19 protein-coding genes are annotated in these 17,722 nt (G+C 64.2%); 12 read left to right on the top strand and 7 right to left on the bottom strand.

Annotated elements, in window-relative coordinates; all coding sequences use genetic code 11:
- The first annotated feature begins 190 nt into the window (after positions 1-190).
- Positions 191-2,308, top strand: a complete 2,118-nt coding sequence (locus tag H0W65_RS09795; RefSeq protein WP_294007094.1) for a TonB-dependent receptor — start codon at positions 191-193, stop codon at positions 2,306-2,308.
- Between the two features lie 4 nt (positions 2,309-2,312).
- Here H0W65_RS09795 and H0W65_RS09790 read toward each other — a convergent pair whose 3' ends face one another.
- Genes H0W65_RS09790 through H0W65_RS09775 form a run of 4 tightly spaced genes read right to left on the bottom strand, consistent with a single transcriptional unit; the run spans position 2,313 to position 3,859 of the window.
- The gene (locus H0W65_RS09790; protein WP_294007092.1) at positions 2,313-2,546 is read right to left on the bottom strand and encodes a hypothetical protein; all 234 of its coding nucleotides are present in this window, start codon (positions 2,544-2,546) and stop codon (positions 2,313-2,315) included.
- Positions 2,546-2,938: a PspC domain-containing protein gene (locus H0W65_RS09785; protein ID WP_294007089.1), complete on the bottom strand. Its 393-nt coding sequence runs from the start codon at positions 2,936-2,938 to the stop codon at positions 2,546-2,548. The genes H0W65_RS09790 and H0W65_RS09785 overlap by 1 nt, the downstream gene beginning before the upstream one ends.
- A gap of 17 nt (positions 2,939-2,955) precedes the next feature.
- Positions 2,956-3,711: a phage shock protein PspA gene (gene pspA / locus H0W65_RS09780; protein ID WP_294007086.1), complete on the bottom strand. Its 756-nt coding sequence runs from the start codon at positions 3,709-3,711 to the stop codon at positions 2,956-2,958.
- 13 nt (positions 3,712-3,724) lie between these two features.
- Positions 3,725-3,859, bottom strand: coding sequence for a hypothetical protein (locus H0W65_RS09775; RefSeq protein WP_294007083.1), 135 nt, complete (start codon positions 3,857-3,859; stop codon positions 3,725-3,727).
- Between the two features lie 234 nt (positions 3,860-4,093).
- Here H0W65_RS09775 and H0W65_RS09770 point away from each other — a divergent pair, with 234 nt between their 5' ends.
- Positions 4,094-4,291 (top strand): hypothetical protein, encoded by a 198-nt coding sequence (locus tag H0W65_RS09770; RefSeq protein ID WP_294007080.1) that lies wholly within the window; start codon positions 4,094-4,096, stop codon positions 4,289-4,291.
- Between the two features lie 21 nt (positions 4,292-4,312).
- On the opposite strand, the gene H0W65_RS09765 is transcribed toward H0W65_RS09770, so the two are convergent.
- Positions 4,313-4,600 carry a DUF3297 family protein gene (locus H0W65_RS09765; protein WP_294007077.1) on the bottom strand — a complete coding sequence of 96 codons (288 nt, stop codon included), beginning with the start codon at positions 4,598-4,600 and terminating at the stop codon, positions 4,313-4,315.
- Positions 4,601-4,750: 150 nt separating this feature from the next.
- Here H0W65_RS09765 and H0W65_RS09760 point away from each other — a divergent pair, with 150 nt between their 5' ends.
- From H0W65_RS09760 to H0W65_RS09750, 3 genes are read left to right on the top strand one after another with little or no spacing between them, the layout of a single operon-like run.
- On the top strand, positions 4,751-6,037 hold the full coding sequence (locus tag H0W65_RS09760) for a thiamine pyrophosphate-dependent enzyme (RefSeq protein WP_294007074.1): 1,287 nt from the start codon (positions 4,751-4,753) through the stop codon (positions 6,035-6,037).
- Entirely contained in the window at positions 6,034-7,062 is a 1,029-nt protein-coding gene (locus tag H0W65_RS09755) for an alpha-ketoacid dehydrogenase subunit beta (RefSeq protein ID WP_294007071.1), read from the top strand. Before H0W65_RS09760 ends, H0W65_RS09755 begins: the two co-directional genes overlap by 4 nt.
- A complete protein-coding gene (locus H0W65_RS09750) occupies positions 7,059-8,396 on the top strand; it encodes a dihydrolipoamide acetyltransferase family protein (protein WP_294007069.1) in 1,338 nt (445 codons plus the stop codon). The genes H0W65_RS09755 and H0W65_RS09750 overlap by 4 nt, the downstream gene beginning before the upstream one ends.
- A gap of 47 nt (positions 8,397-8,443) precedes the next feature.
- On the opposite strand, the gene H0W65_RS09745 is transcribed toward H0W65_RS09750, so the two are convergent.
- Positions 8,444-9,106 carry an HD domain-containing protein gene (locus H0W65_RS09745; protein ID WP_294007097.1) on the bottom strand — a complete coding sequence of 221 codons (663 nt, stop codon included), beginning with the start codon at positions 9,104-9,106 and terminating at the stop codon, positions 8,444-8,446.
- Between the two features lie 469 nt (positions 9,107-9,575).
- Positions 9,576-10,094: a hypothetical protein gene (locus H0W65_RS09740; protein WP_294007066.1), complete on the bottom strand. Its 519-nt coding sequence runs from the start codon at positions 10,092-10,094 to the stop codon at positions 9,576-9,578.
- A 458-nt stretch (positions 10,095-10,552) separates the two neighbouring features.
- Between H0W65_RS09740 and H0W65_RS09735 the strand changes: the two genes are divergently transcribed.
- The 7 genes from H0W65_RS09735 to H0W65_RS09705 form a co-directional block, all read left to right on the top strand.
- A complete protein-coding gene (locus tag H0W65_RS09735; RefSeq protein ID WP_294007063.1) occupies positions 10,553-12,871 on the top strand; it encodes a transketolase in 2,319 nt (772 codons plus the stop codon).
- A 56-nt stretch (positions 12,872-12,927) separates the two neighbouring features.
- Positions 12,928-13,347, top strand: coding sequence for a hypothetical protein (locus H0W65_RS09730; protein ID WP_294007060.1), 420 nt, complete (start codon positions 12,928-12,930; stop codon positions 13,345-13,347).
- 32 nt (positions 13,348-13,379) lie between these two features.
- Positions 13,380-13,832 carry a MaoC family dehydratase gene (locus tag H0W65_RS09725; RefSeq protein ID WP_294007056.1) on the top strand — a complete coding sequence of 151 codons (453 nt, stop codon included), beginning with the start codon at positions 13,380-13,382 and terminating at the stop codon, positions 13,830-13,832.
- Positions 13,829-14,668, top strand: coding sequence for a CoA ester lyase (locus H0W65_RS09720; protein ID WP_294007053.1), 840 nt, complete (start codon positions 13,829-13,831; stop codon positions 14,666-14,668). Before H0W65_RS09725 ends, H0W65_RS09720 begins: the two co-directional genes overlap by 4 nt.
- A 21-nt stretch (positions 14,669-14,689) precedes the next feature.
- Complete coding sequence (locus H0W65_RS09715; RefSeq protein ID WP_294007050.1) at positions 14,690-15,742, top strand: NAD(P)-dependent alcohol dehydrogenase; 1,053 nt, start codon at positions 14,690-14,692, stop codon at positions 15,740-15,742.
- Entirely contained in the window at positions 15,739-16,239 is a 501-nt protein-coding gene (locus H0W65_RS09710; RefSeq protein WP_294007047.1) for a DUF3833 family protein, read from the top strand. Before H0W65_RS09715 ends, H0W65_RS09710 begins: the two co-directional genes overlap by 4 nt.
- A 74-nt stretch (positions 16,240-16,313) precedes the next feature.
- Positions 16,314-17,722: MFS transporter (locus H0W65_RS09705; protein WP_294007044.1), on the top strand; the 1,409-nt coding region annotated here is incomplete at its 3' end.

Genomic DNA, 17,722 nt, shown 5'->3' with positions numbered 1-17,722 from the left:
CGTAGCGCTCGCCGGTCAGCGAGCAGTCGAGGTGAGTCATGAACATGGCGAAGCGCCTAGCGCAGCTCGCCGTCCCGCGCGAGAGCCCTGCTTCGACGAACGGCACGGGCCGCACGACGAATGCCCACTGTCAGGTTTGCGATGTTGTATCATCCTGGGCTAGAGGGAGCCAACCTCCCACGGGAATCCCATGATCCGTTCCATCATCCTGTTCGCCACCGCGGCGGCCGTTGCCGCACCCGCCTTCGCCCAGACGGCCGACGCAGTTCCCGCCGAAGCCTCAGGCGAGGCAGCCGCCGGTACGGACGCGCCGCCTGCCGCCGCTAACAAGTCCGACACGAATGACGTGATCGTCGTCACCGGCAGCCGGCGCCGCACCGACGATGTGCTGGGCGAAGTCAGCGTGCTCGGCGGCGAGGATTTGGCCAATGCGATCCGCCCGACACTTGGCGCGACGCTCGCTAGCCAGCCGGGCGTGTCCGCCTCGGGCTCAGGCCCCAATGTCGCTCGCCCGGTGCTGCGCGGGCTGGCCGGCGACCGTATCCGCATCCTCACCGACGGCATCGGCAGCCTCGACGTCTCCGCGTCGAGTAGCGACCATGCCGTGGCGATCAACCCGCTCAACGCCGAATCGATCGAGGTTTTGCACGGCCCCGCCGCGCTAATCTTCGGCTCGTCGGCAGTCGGCGGGGTGGTCAACGTCATCGACTCCCGCATTCCGCGGCATATGCCCGACGCTCCGCTCCACGCCGCGGGAATCGCCGCCTACGCATCCGCCGCCAAAGAAAAGCTGCTCAGCGGCAAGGTCGACGTGCCGATCGCCGGTCACATCGTTGCCCATGGCGATGTCAGCTGGACCAAGAACGGAGACCTCGAAACCGGCGGCTTCATTCTCGCGAGGCCGCTTCGCCGCCAGGCCGCAGCCAGCCCCGCCGCCGACGTCCGCGCGCTCGCCGATCTGAGGGGCAAGCTACCCAACAGCGACGGCCGCACGTTCGAGGCGGCGGGAGCGCTGGCCTATGTCGATGGCGGGCTCAACATCGGCGCTTCGGTTACGCGTCACACCGCTTTTTATGGCGTTCCGATCCGCTATTCGCTCGACCCTGACATCGAGTCCGAAGCGACCCATATCGATGTCCACCAGACTCGCTACGACGCACGCGCCGAAATTCCGCTGGAAGGATTTCTGAAGAAAGTGCGGCTTCGCGGCGGCTACTCAAACTACAACCATGCCGAGATTGCCGCCGACGGGGAGATCGGCAGTCGCATCTTTTCGAAGGGCGGTGAAGTGCGTCTCGACCTCGACCAGCGCGACACGGTCGGCGGCCGGGGCGGCGCATCAGGGGTGCAATATCTCGACCTGAAGCAGTACATTGATGGCGACGAGCAGTTTCTGCCGCCGGTCCATCAGCGAAGCTTCGGCCTGTTCACCGTCCAGCACCTCGAACAAGGCCCGTTCCGGGTCGAGGCCGGCGCACGGTACGAGCGCAACGACCTGAAGGCCGATGCCAGCGACGTGGTCGGCAACCCCAATCTCAAGCGCAATTTTTCGACCCTGTCGCTGTCGACGGGCGGCCGTTATGCGCTGTCGAAGGCGTGGACCATCGGTCTCAATATCGCCCGCTCGCAGCGCGCGCCTTCCGCTGAAGAGCTGTTCGCCAACGGCCCGCACGGAGGCAACGCCAGCTTCCAGGTCGGCGATCCCGATCTAAACATCGAAAAGAGCGTCGGCTTCGAAGCCAGCGTCAAGCATGCGAGCGACGCGTTCACCCTGACCGCGACCGTCTATGGCAGCCGCTTCGGCAATTTTTTATACGAAGCCCCGACCGGCGAGATCGAGGATGATTTACCCGTCTACCAGGCGCGGCAGGGCCGGGCGACCTATACCGGGTTCGAAACCGAAGCAGAGGTTCGGCTCGGCAAGATCGGCGGGGTAGAATGGGGTGTAGAGGGCGTCGCCGATGCGACCAGAGCTCAAATCAAGGGCGTCGGCCCTGCACCGCTGATCCCGCCGTTGCGGGTCCAGGGCGCGCTGACCGGCAAGGCGGGGAGGGTCAACGGCCGGCTCGAGGTCGAGCATGACTGGGCGCAGCGCCGCAACGCTCGGTTGGAACTGGAAACCGCCGGCTTCACTTTGGTCAACGCCAACATCGACTGGAAGCCGCTCGTCGAGCGACCCGACCTGACCCTGTCGCTCGCCGCCAACAATATTTTCGATGTCGAGGCGCGCCGATCGACCAGTTTGCTCAAGGATTTCGCCCCGATCGCCGGACGCGACATTCGAGCCACGGCGAGTTTCTCCTTTTAACAACCTACAGGTCGATCCCCGCGGCGATCGCCTCGAGCTTGCGCACCCGCTCCTTCAGATCGGCGAGTTCGATCCGCCCGCCCGCCGGGGGGAGCGTCACATCGCCGATGCCGCTCGCCAGTTCGAGCCGCTTATAGTCGAGCCACGCCTGCCAGCCCTTGAGGGCGGCGAAGGCGGCCAACCCGATCGTCAGCAGGACGCTGACGCCAACCAGCGCGACGGAAACCGGGTCCATCATCACTTCTCCTCCTTGAGCGCCTCGATCTCGCGGGCAAGCTCATCGTTCTGGCTATTGAGGTGATGGTCGATCGCCATCATCCGCCGATCGTTGACGTCGAGCGTGGTGCGCAGGTCGTGGATCGAGGCCCGGCCCTTGCCCTTCTGTTCCATTCGCTCAAAGTCCGACGGCCGCTCTGGCCCACGGCTCAGCTTTCGCTTCTGCATATGGAGATAAATGCCAGCCGCAACATAGGCGACGATCGCCAGCTTCCAGCTGATCAGCAGCGCGGCGGCGGCAAAGCCGATCCGGACGAAAGTCGGATCGATGTTGAAGATCTCGCCGAGGGTCGAGCACACCCCGGCCACCTTCTTGTCGCGGCGATTCATCGAGTAGCGATTGCGCAAGGACATTCCCCATTTCCTTCCCGTCAATTGTTCGCCGCGAGCGCGGCTTTCAAGGCGTCGAGTTCGACGTCGACCGTTTCGTCGGCACGTAGCTCGGCGATTTCTTCTTCCAGGCTTTTTGGGCCGGCGAGGCCGAGCGCATCGGCGCGGCCCTCGGCAAAGTCGGCGCGACGTTCGAGCAGTTCGAATTTGGCGAACGCTTGCTCGGTGCGGCTGCCGTGCAGCAACTCGCTCGTCCGGGCGCGGGCGATCGCGCTCTCGAACCGGCTGGCGATCGCGTTCTGCCGGGCGCGGGCTTCGGCTAGCTTGGCCTGCAGCCGCTGAATGTCTGCCTCATAGCTTTTCAGCACCGCCTCGATCTGACTGACCTCCTGGTAAAGCCCCTCGGCCATCTCGGCGGCCTTCTGCCGCTCGATCAGCGCCGCGCGCGCCAAGTCCTCGCGGCCCTTCGACAGCGCCAGCTCGGCCTTCTCGGTCCAGCTCGACTGGAGATCGTCCAGCCGCAGGCAGGCGCGCCGCAATTCCTTCATGTCGGCGATCGATCGGGCGGCGGTGGCACGCACTTCGACCAATGTTTCTTCCATCTCGACGATGATCATGCGGATCATACGCGCCGGGTCTTCCGACCGGTCGAGCAGGTCCGTCATGTTCGCCGCGATGATGTCGCGGGTGCGGGTGAAGATCGGGCCCGACAGGATCCCGGCGAGCGGCGCGAAGCTGATGCTCGTCTCGGTCCTCGCCTCGGCCGGTCGGGGGATGCGGACCACCGGGCGGGCCATAATCGGCTCCAGTTCAGGCATAGGTCACGATTTCTACCGGAGCGGCTGACAGTGGCGCCGGAGACACTGCGGCGCCAACCGCGATCGAGCTCATCAGCAGCGACGCGAAGGCCACCAGCAGATGACGGTTAAACTTCAAACCAGACATGACATTCTCCCTTTGGCAAACCGCGATCCGATGAACCGCTGTTCATGCCTCATTCTTTACAAGGGTTGTGCCAATTGCAGTTTTCCGGGAAAATTGAGGCGCCAGCCGTTCATCTGCGCGAAAGTTGGCGGAATATCCTACCGAGCATTGGGATTTTCGACCAAGTCCAGCGCGGAACCGCGCGGTTGCTCTGTTCGCTTAGCGTTTGAATTTATTCATTCGGAAAGGACCATCATGCTGGGCAAGATTTTGGGAGCCATCGCCGGCGAAAAGATCGCGGGCCGCAATTCGGGCGCCAAGGGCGCGATAATCGGTGCCGCCATTCCGGCTATCGCCCGGCGCGGGCTCGGCCCGCTTGGGCTGGCGCTCGGCGCGGGCTGGGTCGCGAAAAAACTCTACGACCGCCGCCGCAGCCGGCGCGGCGCGGTCTAAGCGGCGATCATCGCTAGAAGATCAGGCCTCGGCGTCCGCGCCGGGGTCTTTTTCGTCGATGCCCTCACCATTGTAATAGGGCTCGACTTTGCCCTTTAGTTTGATCGTCATCGGGTTGCCCAAGCGATCGCGGCTCTTGCCGGCCGCTACGCGGATCCAGCCTTCGCTAATTGAATATTCCTCGACATTTGTCTTCTCCGCCCCATTGAAGCGGATGCCGACCCCCTGCGCCAACACCTCTTGGTCGAAATAGGGACTGCGCGCGTCGAGCGAGAGGCGATCGGGGAAGGGCTTTTTGGCGTCGGGCATGACGCGCGCCCTAGCGCTTCGCGCCGCCGCCCGTCAATTCGACGAACGGTGGAGTAGCGAGTGGTAGCGGAAGGGTAGAGAACGAAGGAGCTGGCGGCCGGCAACGCCCGACAGTTGCTCCCATGCCCGCTCCGCACTAAGCGGCGAGCAATGAGCGATAAAGCTTCCCCCCGCCCCAACCGGCCGGCGCTGGCGCTGCATGTGCCCGAACCAGCTTACCGGCCGGGCGACGCGCCCGACTTCTCGAAAATCAAAGTGCCCGCGGCCGGCGAGGCGCAGCGGCCCGATGTCGCAGCCAGCGCGGAAGAAACTCACCCGCTCACCACCCACCTCGTCCGCGTGCTCGACGGTGACGGCCAGGCGGTTGGACCGTGGGATCCAAAGCTCGACCCCGAAACGCTGCGCAAGATGCTGACCGACATGAAGACCGTGCGGGTGTTCGACGACCGCATGTATCGCGCGCAGCGGCAGGGCAAGACCAGCTTCTACATGAAGTGCACCGGGGAGGAGGCGATCGCGGTCGCCGCCGCCGCCGCGATGGATCCGGAGGACATGCACTTCCCGACCTATCGCCAACAGGGCCTGCTCATTGCGCGCGGCTATCCGCTGGTGACGATGATGTGTCAGATCTACTCGAACCAGGGCGACCCGCTCAAAGGCCGCCAGTTGCCGATCATGTATTCGGACAAGAAGCATGGCTTCTTCTCGATCTCGGGCAATCTTGGCACCCAATATCCGCAGGCGGTCGGCTGGGCGATGGCGTCGGCGATCAAGGGCGACAGCCGCATCGCCATGGGTTGGATCGGCGACGGCGCAACGGCGGAAGGCGACTTTCATTCGGCCCTCACCTTCGCCGCGGTTTACCAGGCACCAGTCATCCTCGCTGTGGTCAACAACCAGTGGGCGATCTCCAGCTTTTCCGGCATCGCTGGGGCCGAGCAGGCGACCTTCGCCGCGCGCGCGGTCGGCTATGGCATCGCCGGGCTGCGCGTCGACGGCAATGACGCGCTCGCCATTTATGCCGCGACCCGCTGGGCGGTCGAGCGCGCACGGATCAACAAGGGCCCGACCCTGATCGAATATTTCACCTACCGCGCCGAGGGTCATTCGACCTCCGACGACCCGACCGGATACCGTCCCAAGGGCGAGGCCGAGCAGTGGCCATTCGGCGACCCCGTCGCGCGGCTGAAGGCGCACCTGGTGGCACTTGGCGAATGGGACGATGAGCGCGACGCGGCGCTCGACAAGCAAATCGATGCCACCGTCCGCGCCGCACAGAAGGAAGCGGAGAAACAGGGCATTCTGCCGCAGCAGGGCTTCGACGACATCCCCTCGATGTTCAAAGACGTTTACGCCGTCACCCCGTGGCACCTCGCCGAACAGCGCGACCTGGCGCTGGCCGAAGCGCGCGAATATCTCGGCCGCGAACCGTCATGAGCGCCGTCAAAACTACGGGTCGCAACATGATCCAGGCGATCAACGACGCCCACCGAGTGATGATGGCGCGCGACCCCGATGTGGTCGTCTATGGCGAGGACGTCGGCTATTTCGGCGGTGTGTTCCGGGCGACCGAGGGATTGCAGAAACAGTTCGGCAAGACCCGCTGCTTCGACGCGCCGATCAGCGAAGGCGGAATTATCGGCACCGCAATCGGGATGGCTGCCTATGGCCTGAAGCCCGTCGTCGAAATCCAGTTCGCTGACTATATCTACCCCGGTTACGATCAAATCGTCAGCGAAGTCGCCAAGATGCGCTATCGCACCGCCGGAGAATGGCCGATGCCGTTGGTCATCCGCTCGCCCTATGGCGGCGGCATCTTCGGCGGCCAGACCCACAGCCAGTCGCCCGAAGCGCTGTTCACCCATGTCGTGGGCATCAAGACCGTGATCCCATCCAACCCCTACGATGCCAAGGGGCTTCTCATAGCCGCGATCGAGGACCCCGACCCCGTGCTCTTTTTCGAGCCCAAGCGGATCTATAATGGCCCGTTCGACGGCCACCACGACCGTCCGGTCACCCCCTGGGCCAAGCGCGCCGAAAGCGAAGTGCCCGACGGCCATTATGTCGTTCCGCTCGGCAAGGCGGCCATCGTCCGGCCGGGCGAGGCGCTGACCGTGCTGACCTACGGCACGATGGTCCATGTCGCCCTCGCCGCGGTCGAGGAGAATGGCATCGACGCCGAGGTCATCGACCTGCGCACCCTGATCCCGCTCGACATCGAGGCGATCGAACGATCGGTCAGGAAAACCGGCCGCTGCCTGATCGTCCAGGAGGCCACCCGCACCTCAGGCTTCGGCGCGGAGCTTTCGGCGCTGGTGCAGGAGCGCTGTTTTTATCACTTGGAAGCCCCGGTCGAACGCGTCGCGGGGTGGGACACGCCCTATCCGCACGCCTATGAGTGGGTTTATTTCCCCGGTCCGATCCGGTTGAAGAATGCCTTCAAGAAAGTCATGGCCGCATGAGCATCTACAAATTCAAGCTCCCCGACATCGGCGAAGGCATCGCCGAAGCCGAGATCGTCGCCTGGCACGTCAAGGTCGGCGATGTGATCGGGGAAGATCAGCAGCTCGCCGACATCATGACCGATAAAGCGACGGTCGAAATGGAATCCCCGGTCGCGGGCACCGTCACCAAACTGGCCGGCGAAGTCGGTGATCAGATTGCGATCGGTTCGGTGCTGGTCGAGATAGAGACGGAGCAGCGCAGCGATGCCGGGGGCATCGCGAGCAGCGGCGGGTCCGCTGGAACAGCATCTGACGAGATCGCCCTGGCCGACGGCGCGGTCAAGCCGACCGGGGCGATGGAGCGGGCCAATCCGACGCTGGATGAAGAGGCTGCGCCAAAGCCTCCCCTCCCGCGATCGGGAGGGGATGAGAGGGGTGGGCCTGTCCAAAAGGCCGCGACCTCGAAGGGAATATCCCCAGCCCCTCCCGCAAGCGAGAGGGGAGTCTTGGCCTCGCCAGCGGTGCGCCAACGCGCGCGCGATCTCGGCATTGACCTTGCCGAGGTGAAGACCACCTCGGACCGCGTTCGCCACGCCGATCTCGACGCCTACTTGCTCTACCACGGCGGCGGTGTCCGCCACGGCGCCTCCCCCATGCGCGCCGACGAAACCATCAAGGTCGTCGGCCTGCGCCGCAAGATCGCCGAGAATATGCAGGAGGCCAAGCGCCGCATCCCGCATTTCACTCTGGTCGAAGAATATGACGTCACCGACCTCGAAGACACACGCGCGATGATGAACGCCGACCGCGGCGACAATCCCAAGCTGACGCTGCTGCCGTTCCTGATCGCCGCCATGGGCAAGGCGATCACCGATTGGCCGATGCTCAACGCGACCTTCGACGACGACGCTATGCAGCTCACCCGCCACGGCGCGATGCACCTCGGGATGGCGACCCAGACACCGGGCGGGTTGATGGTGCCGGTGATCCGCGACGCTCAGTCCAAATCGGTGTGGCAGCTCGCCCGCGAGATCGGCCGCCTCGCTGAGGCCGCGCGCTCAGGGAAAGCCAGCCGGGACGAGCTGATGGGATCGACCATTACCTTGTCGAGCCTCGGCCCGATGGGCGGCGTCACCTCGACCCCGGTCATCAACCGCCCCGAAGTGGCAATCATCGCGGTCAATAAGGTCCGCGAAATGCCGGTCATCGTCGATGACGAATTGGAGGCGCGCAAGCTGATGAACCTGTCGCTCAGCTGCGACCACCGCGTCGTCGACGGCTGGGACGCCGCCAATTTCCTGCAAGCGATGAAGGCCCTGATCGAGAACCCGCTACGGCTGCTTTCGGCGTGACACTAGTCGGCCGCAAGCTTCAGGTTTATTGACCGCCGCGCAGAGAGCTACGGCAATTGTCCGTTGGCGGTTTCGGCTTTGATCTGGAACAGGAAACGGCGCATTTCCATCACTCTGGGAGCGGCCATGCGTTTGGCCGTGGCCGTCACCAGCCGCCCTGGCAATTTGTCGGCGAATTCGCGAATTTTGGCTAGCCCACCGGCATAATCCGGCGACGTGCCGGTGACCGAAAGGCGGCGAGCAATGCCGACATTGCCGAGAAAATCGACCGTGTCCGCATCATGCAACACGACGGATTCATTCCGGCGTCCCGGCACCTTATCGTGCATATGGCCAAGGATCGCTTCGCTGACTGCGGGGATTTTCTGGACCGGAAAGCCCATCTCGCGCAGCAGCGGCTCGGCGATTTCGATCGATCGCACGGCATGGTCGACGCCATCCTTCTCAAACTCGCCGATCGCACCGATGTCGTGTGTGAAGGCGGCGGCGAACAGCACGTCTTTGTCGACCGCCAGCCCTCCCCTTGCGGCGATCTCCGACGCCAGTCGGAAATCTCGCTCCGAATGACTCCAGCCCCAAGCGGGATGAATTAATTTGCCGCGAGCAAAAGCGTAGAGCTTCTGTTTCCATGACGCATTGAGCGGGATCCCGGTTTGAGTCGCGGCCGGCGCGGCATTTTTGGCCAGCGCAGGGCCGGCGGCCAGGGCCATCAGCAGCACGAAAAGGGCCAGCGGCCAGGATTGGTGTCGACGGGAGGTGGATTCGATGGCGGAACGACGAGCGATTTTCATCTCGCCGCCCTAATTTGCGCGTCCGGGGTCGTCAACGGCGCAGGCATCCTTGATTGCATCCCTGGGGCGTTTTCCAATTTGGGCCACCGATCACGCCGCAAGCCGTTCAATTTCGCTCAGCCCGTTGGCAATTCCCGCGTCACGCTGCTCGGGACCGACCGCGAGGCCATCGGCGCGGATGAATTCGGGGGTGACCCCGATGAAGCCCAATACGTCCTTCAGATAGGTTTCGACACATACGCTTTATGGACGAACAGGATCGCTCAACCCTAACGGCAGCGAAGCTAGTGCTTACTAGGAAGGTCGCAGGCGATTCAGGCGACTCCCGGGGGGTCAACGACCACGCTTGTCGCGACCATCGGTGCCGAATGACGGAACCGTGAGCCAACTACATTCTGGCGGGTATGTCCGGATCGTTAGCGCTCCGTGGCGGCGTGAACTGCAGCTGTTGCATATACGGATCCATGCGGCCTGTTTTCTTGAAAGTGCTGATCGCGCGTGCATAATAAGCGCGAGCCAAAGAGACGCTCTTGCGGCGAGTGACTACATCATTGGCAAGGTTGATGGCCAGAAAGTTGGCCGCTTCCTTGTCGCAACGAGCGGCAAGATGACCTTGCGTGCGATCGGCCGTGACGCTGCCATCATAAGCTGCCAGATCGTCGAACATTGCGGCTGGCACCCGATAATCGATGGCCTGCGTCATCACATCGGGGTGCGGCGCTGGGAAGCGGTGCGGGGTCTCGTAATTCGAGATCATGGTGTATTTCCATGGCCCATTGTTGCGCCACTTGAGCATCGTCGCGGTCACTTCCTGCGGCAGGCCATATTTCTTCATCATGTCGGCGGCCGCCATTTGCGCGCTCTTTGGCCAGTTCGCCAACATGGTGCGCATCTCGCTCTCGCTCATTCGCGGCGTCGGGCTCTGCGCCGATGCGGGAACCATGGTGAGCGCTACGAGGCCGATCGCCGCCGCGAGCCGCACTCGCGTCGCTTGGTTCAATAAGGTCATCTTGCTCTCCTCAAAGTAGGAAAGCGTTTGCCCGCGCCTTCGACAATAGAACGGTCGAGTAAGCGAAAGGATGCGCGACGTGGATGCGCCGGGTGACCGACTCTATTCGACAATCAAGTAATCTTGGGAGTCTTTGCGGAGTCTTGCGCAAATGGTGGCGCGCGGCACATCGGCTGGGCCGGCGTGCTTAAGAAACGCCTTAATTACCGATCGATTGGTCGAAGCTCCATAGGACTGGCGTGAATGGCAGTCGAGTTGCATTTGCGGTAGATCAGCGCGCGGTCCCGAACGTCCGCTTTCCACCCTTAGAGGACATTTGGGTGACGCTCGCGATTCGTGACGTTATTGCGTCGCTTATGTTGAAGAAAACTCCTCCTAACATCGACGCCCTCAATATCCTCGACGACAAGCTGCGCTGGCTGTCGGCGTGGACGATCCACCATGCCAACCATGTCCGCGAATCCGCCGACGGGCTGAAGGTCGGCGGGCATCAGGCGAGTTGCGCTTCGATGACGGCGATCATGGCGGCACTCTATTTCCACGCGCTCGGTCCGAACGACCGGGTCGCGGTCAAGCCGCATGCAGGACCGGTCTTGCACGCAATCCATTATCTGCTGGGTTCGCAGAATCTTGAGCAGTTGCGGAACTTCCGCGGCTTCGGCGGCGCGCAAAGCTATCCCAGCCGGACCAAGGACCAGATCCCGGTCGATTTTTCGACGGGGTCGGTCGGGCTCGGCGTGGCGATCACCGCCTTTGCCAGCCTGGTGCAGGATTATCTCACCACCCACGATAAGCTGGCCGAAGAGGATCGCGGACGGTTCGTGGCGCTGATCGGCGATGCCGAATTGGACGAAGGCAATATCTACGAATGCCTGATCGAGGGCTACAAGCACGACATCCGCAACCTGTGGTGGATCGTCGACTATAATCGCCAGAGCCTCGACGCGACCTCGGCCGACCGGATGTTCGAGCGGTTCGACGAGATTTTTGCGTCGTGCGGCTGGCGCACGGTCGAACTACGCTATGGCAAACGCCTCGCCGCCGCGCTGGCTAAGGTACCGGCGGTCGAGGACTGGCTCGATGCCCTGCCCAACGCCGACTTCGCGGCGCTGTCGTTTCAGGGCGGCGCGGCGTGGCGAGCGCGGATCGACGCCGACCTCGGCAAGAAGGCGGCCCCATTCCTCAACGCGCACGACGACATCGCGCTCGACGGCCTGATGAACAACCTTGGCGGCCATTGCATGGAATCGCTGGTCGAGGCATTCGACGCCGCGCAGGATGATGTCCCGACGCTGTTCGTTGCCTGGACCATCAAGGGCTTTGGCCTGCCGTTCGCCGGTCACAAGGACAATCATTCGGGCCTGATGAACCCGACCCAAGCCCATGCCATGCGCGACGCGATGGGCATCGCGGAGGGCGAGGAATGGGAGCCGTTCGCGGGCATCGGTGCCAATGTCCGCCCGGCGGTCGAGGCGCTGGTCGAGCAAAGCCGCATCCGCCGCGACAAGCGCGGCCGCTCATTCGGCCAGGTCGCCATCCCCGCCATCGCCGCCCCGACGGGCGCCGAACAATCGACCCAGGCCGCGTTCGGAAAGATCATGCTCGATCTATCGCGGGGCGGCGGCGAACTGGCCGACCGCATCGTCACCACCTCGCCCGACGTCACCGTGTCGACCAACCTCGGCGCCTGGGTCAATCAGCGCGGACTGTTCAAACGGCGCGAAATCCCCGACGTTTTCGCGGCGACAAAGATTGCGAGCGCGCAAAAATGGACAGCGACAAATCACGGTCAACATATCGAACTCGGCATTGCCGAATCCAATCTTTTCCTGATGTTGGCCGCATTGGGGCTGTCGGGGGACCTGTTCGGCCAGCGGCTATTCCCGGTAGGCACTCTCTACGATCCGTTCATCGCCCGCGGCCTCGATAGCCTCAACTACGCCTGCTACCAGGATGCGCGTTTCCTGCTCGTCGCGACACCCTCGGGCATCACGCTCGGTCCAGAAGGTGGCGCGCACCAATCGATCAACCCGCCGCTGATCGCGCTCGGCCAACCTGGCCTTCGCCATTACGAGCCAGCCTTCGCCGACGAGCTGGCGGCGATGATGGAGGAAGCTTTCCGCCTGATTGACGACTCGGCTGGTGAGTCGACCTATTTGCGCCTCTCGACCCGCTCGGTCTGCCAGGTCGAGCGAGCCGACAACGCGTGGAAGGCTGGTGCCTTGGCCGGCGGCTACTGGCTGCGTGAGCCTGCACCAGGCGCCGAGGCGGCGATCGTCGCGATGGGCGCGTTGATGCCGGAGGCGCTCGTGGCCTGGGAAGAACTTAGCGCCGACCTCCCCGGTCTCGGCCTCCTCGCCGTCACCTCGCCCAATCTCCTCCACCGCAGCTGGATCGGCGCGCAGGCGGCACGGTGGAGTGGCAAGCGCGAGCTGTCGCACGTCGAATGTCTCCTCTCCCGACTGGCCCCTGGCGCCGGCCTCGTCACCCTGTGCGACGCCGCCCCCGCCTCGCTAAGCTGGCTCGGCGGGGTCATCGGTCAGCGGGTCGCGCCCTTGGGCGTCGATCGCTTCGGCCAGACCGGCACTCTCGCAGATCTCTACGCCGCCTACCGCTTGGACGGCGCCGCGATCATCCAGGCTGTGGCCGAAATATTAGCTCCGTTTCGGTTATAAAATCCTTTGTTTACTGTATCCTGGCTATGCCGCGGCGTGGGACAAGGAAACCAGCTTTGAGCGGACAAACATATTATGGCGCACCGGCCCATTTGCGCGTCGCGACGCCTCAGCAGAGGTGCGACTTGATGCAGGCCGAGGTTCGTGCCGAGGAACCCGCTCCCCGCCGGCCGCTCCGCCGGGATCCGCCGCCGCCCGACCCGGCGCTGGTGCCGACCGACAATGCGCTGTGGCTCCGGCTGGCGGAGGAACTGGAATATGCCCGACGCCTGATCGAGGCGATGGGCGACACGCTGGCTAATGACGTGACAGTGGTAATGCGCCACTCGGTCGCTTTGCAGAGCGTCGACATCGTCGGTCAGATGCTCGGCCATATCGCCGCGGTCACCCGTTCCAATGCCCCCGACCTCGCCGTCGACCGTATCGGCATGTGCGAATTGAAAGCCCGTCTGAAACGCTCGGCCGTCCAGGGCTGACAAGCCAATCGTCCTGCCCTAGGACGGCCGGCATGGCAGGGCGCTATTTCGACGAGTGGCAGGTCGGCGACACCATCGCCCACGCGATCACGCGCACTGTCACCGAAACCGACAATGTACTGATATCGGCGCTGACCCACAATCCGCAGCCGATGCACCTCGATCATGAAGCCGCCGCGGCATCGGAGTTCGGCCGGCCGATCGTCAATTCGGTCTATACCTTCGGGCTGATGGTCGGGGTCTCGGTCGCCGACACCACGCTTGGCACGTTAATCGCCAATTTGGGCTATGACCAGCTGACCTTTCCCGCGCCGGTATTCGTCGGTGACACGCTCCGCTCGACCAGCGAATGCACTGCGGTCCGCGCCAGCAAGTCCCGCGCCAACGCTGGAATCGTCACTTGGCGCCATCAAAGCTTCAACCAGCGCGGTGAGATGGTGTGCCAGTGCACCCGCTCCGCGCTGCTGCTCAAAAAGCCGGCATGAGCGCGCCTCGTAGCTGGCTGTTCGTACCTGCCGACAGCAACCGCAAAATGATGAAGGCGCTCGCCAGCGAGGCCGACGCGATCATCTTCGATCTCGAGGACAGCGTCGCCCCTTCGCAGAAGTCGACGGCGCGCGACTTGCTCGGCCTGCTGCCCGACCGGCGCGATGGCCAGCCCCAACGGTGGGTAAGGATTAACCCGCTCGGCACCGATGCGCATAACGAAGATCTGGACGCCCTCGACGATTTCGATCTCGACGGCGTCGTGCTGCCCAAAACTGAGAGCGGCGCCGATGTCGCGACGCTGGCCGGGGCGCTGGCGCCGCGTTGCCTGCCGATCCACGCCATCGTCACCGAAACAGCCGCCTCGCTGTTCGGGCTGCTGTCATACCGTGAATGCGGGTCGAGCCTCGTCGCCATGAGCTGGGGCGCCGAAGATTTGTCGGCGGCCCTCGGCGCCAGCTCCAAATTGGGGCCCGACGGCGAGATCGCCTTCACCTACAGGCTCGCCCGCACGCTCTGCCTGGCCGGTGCGGCGGCCGCCGAGGTGCAACCGGTCGACGGCGTGTTCGCCGATTTTCGCGACGAAGCGGGCCTCGCCGCCGAGGCCTGCGCCGCCGCATCGGAAGGCTTCACCGGCAAGCTCGCCATCCACCCCGCCCAGGTCGCGCCGATCAACGCCGCCTTCACGCCCGGTCCGCAGGAAATCGATCGCGCCCGCGCCATTGTCGATGCGTTCGCCGCTGCGCCCGAAGCCGGCGTGCTGTCGGTCGACGGCAAGATGGTTGATCGCCCCCACCTCACCCAGGCCCAGCGCGTGCTGTTGCGCGCGCGCTAGCCCAGGCCAAGGAGACCCGCCATGCCCACACAAGCCAAGGGATGGGGCACCGAATCGGCGGACCAACCGCTTAGGCCGATGAGCTTCGAGCGGCGCGACCTTCGGCCCAACGACGTCGCGATCAGGATCACTCACGCCGGCATTTGCCACAGCGACCTTCACACTTGCCGCGACGATTGGGGTGGCACCCGCTACCCGACGATCCCCGGCCATGAGATCGTCGGTACCGTTACGGCCGTCGGGTCTGAGGTAACGCGTCACGCCATCGGCGATACCGTCGCCGTCGGGTGCATGGTCGACAGCTGTATGGAATGCACCCAATGCCTTGAAGGCTGGGAGGTGTTCTGCGAGCGCGGCGGCTCGACCTTCACCTACAACGGCAAGGATCGCCACGATGGCTCGCTGACCAAGGGCGGATATTCCGACCATATCATCGTCCGCGACCATTTTGTCTGTTCGGTGCCGCAGGGAATGGATGTCGCCCGCGTCGCGCCCCTGCTCTGCGCCGGCATCACCACCTACTCACCACTTCGCCAATATGGCGTCGGCGAAAGCAGCAAGGTCGCCGTCGTCGGATTAGGTGGGTTGGGCCACATGGGCGTCAAGCTCGCTGCCGCGATGGGCGCGCATGTCACCATGATCACCACGACGCCGAGCAAGGGCGCTGACGCGCGCGAGTTGGGCGCACACGACCTCATTATCTCGACCGACGCCGAGCAAATGGCGGCGGCGGGCAACCGCTTCAACTTCATCCTCAACACCATCCCGGTCGCGCACGACATCCAGCCTTACCTGATGCTGCTCGGTCGCGCCGGGCGGATGGTCATCGTCGGCGCGATCGAGCCGATGCCAGGCTACCACGGCGGCCTCCTCATCAGCCACAATCGCGCGGTCGGCGGATCGGCCATCGGCGGCATCCCGGAGACCCAGGAAATGCTCGATTTCTGCGCCGCGAAGGATATTTATCCGGACTGCGAGATGATCCGCATGGACCAGGTCAACGAGGCCTATGAGCGGTTGCTAAAAAATGAGGTCCGTTACCGCTTCGTGATCGACATGGCCCAGGGGCTTTGAAACGCGCTGGCCTCTTCGCGGTGTGCGTGCTGGCGGGCTGTTCGTCTCAACCGCCGCCGGCCGCTAACGAGCGAGGCCCGGCGTTCGATCCGATTGCCTTCTTCACCGGTTCGACCCACGGCGACGCCAGCCTCGAACAAATCTTCAAGGCGGACCGGACGATGTCGGTCGACAGCGTCGGCAAGATTGGCCCCGCCGGCACGCTGACCCTCAATCAGCGGATTTCTGTAGAGGGAGCCGACCCCCGAACCCGCCGCTGGCTCATGCGGCGGACCGGCGAGGGCGTCTATGCCGGTCGGCTGACCGACGCCACCGGACCGGTCGACACCCGCGCCATCGGCCGCGCGATCCGCATTCGCTATCCAATGAAGGGCGGGTTGCAGGTGGAGCAATGGCTGGTCGCCCTGCCCGGCGACCGCGCGCTCGACAACCGCCTGACAGTGACCAAATGGGGCGTGAGGGTCGCCTCGGTCCACGAACGGATCGCAAAGCGCTGACCCGAGCCGCTTGCGCGCCTCTTTCCGCACGCTAGGGTCGCCGCGAAACGCAAAAGGTTGAGGGGAGTAAGCACATGCCGCAACCGGCCAAGACCTGGTCGATGGCCCGCGTCATCACCGCCTCGTCGGCTGGGACCGCGTTCGAATGGTACGATTTCTTCATTTTCGGCTCGCTCGCCTCGGTTATTTCCAAGGTATTCTTCGCCGGATTGGAGCCAACTTCGGCGATGATTGCCGCATTGGGCCTGTTCGCCGCGGGCTTCGCCTTCCGGCCGTTGGGGGCGATCATCTTCGGCGCGATGGGCGACCGCATCGGCCGCAAGGCGACCTTCCTTACCACCGTCAGTCTGATGGGCGGCGCGACCTTCGCCATCGGCCTGCTGCCGACCTACGGGCAGGCCGGCACGCTGGCGCCGATCCTGCTGATCTTTCTCCGCATTTGTCAGGGGACCGCGCTCGGCGGCGAATATGGCGGGGCGGCAACCTATGTCGCCGAACATGCCGAGGATCATCGCCGCGGCTGGGCGACGGGTTGGATTCAATCGTCGGCCGCAGTTGGCCTGATCGGGGCGCTCGGCGTGATCCTGGTCACCCGGACGATCGTCGGTGAGGAGGCGTTCGCTGTCTGGGGCTGGCGCGTCCCGTTCCTCGCCTCGATCCTGCTGCTCGCCATCTCGGTCTGGATGCGCTTCAAGCTCGACGAGAGCCCGGCCTTCGCCAAGATCAAGGCGGAAGGCACGGTTACCAAGGCGCCGCTCCGCGAAGCCTTCGCCGACCGCGCCAATTTGAAAATCGTCGCGATCGCTTTCTTTGCCTTCATGGCCGGCCAGGGCGCGGTTTGGTATTCGACCTTCTTCTACATCCAGGTGTTCCTCGAAAAGACGCTTGGAATGGCCGGGGCGACGGTCAACCTCGTCATTATGGCCATGACTATCGTCTCGGCGCCGCTCTACGTGTTTTTCGGCGCGCTCAGCGATCGGGTCGGCCGCAAAAAGGTGATGGTCGGCGGCATGGCACTGGCGCTGGTTGCCTATATCCCCGGCTATCACGCCATCGCCGACGCGGTGAACCCAGCGCTGGTCGCGGCGCAATCGCGAACGCCGGTGGTGATCGAGACCGATCCCGCCACCTGTTCGGTACAGTTCGATCCGGTCGGCACCGCCAAATTCTCGTCGCCGTGCGACATCGCCAAGTCGCTGCTCGCCTCGACCGGCATCGGCTATTCGCAGCGACCCAGCCTCGACGGTGCGACCCGCATCCGCATCGGCCAGGCCGCGCTCGCCATGCCCGATGGTTCGGGCCTCGATGGCCCGGGCCTCAAGGCGCTCAAGTCAAGCACCGGCGCGGACCTCAAGTCCGCCCTCGCCGCCGCCGGCTATCCGGCCGGCGCCGCGCCCGAGGCGATCGACTGGGTCAAATTGTTCGGCTGGCTGCTGGTGTTCGTCATCGGTGCCTGCGCACTCTACGGCCCGCAGGCCGCCGC

The sequence above is a fragment of the Sphingomonas sp. genome, from assembly GCF_013816785.1.
Lineage (GTDB): Bacteria > Pseudomonadota > Alphaproteobacteria > Sphingomonadales > Sphingomonadaceae > Sphingomicrobium.
This window is presented reverse-complemented; position numbering and strand designations above follow the sequence as displayed.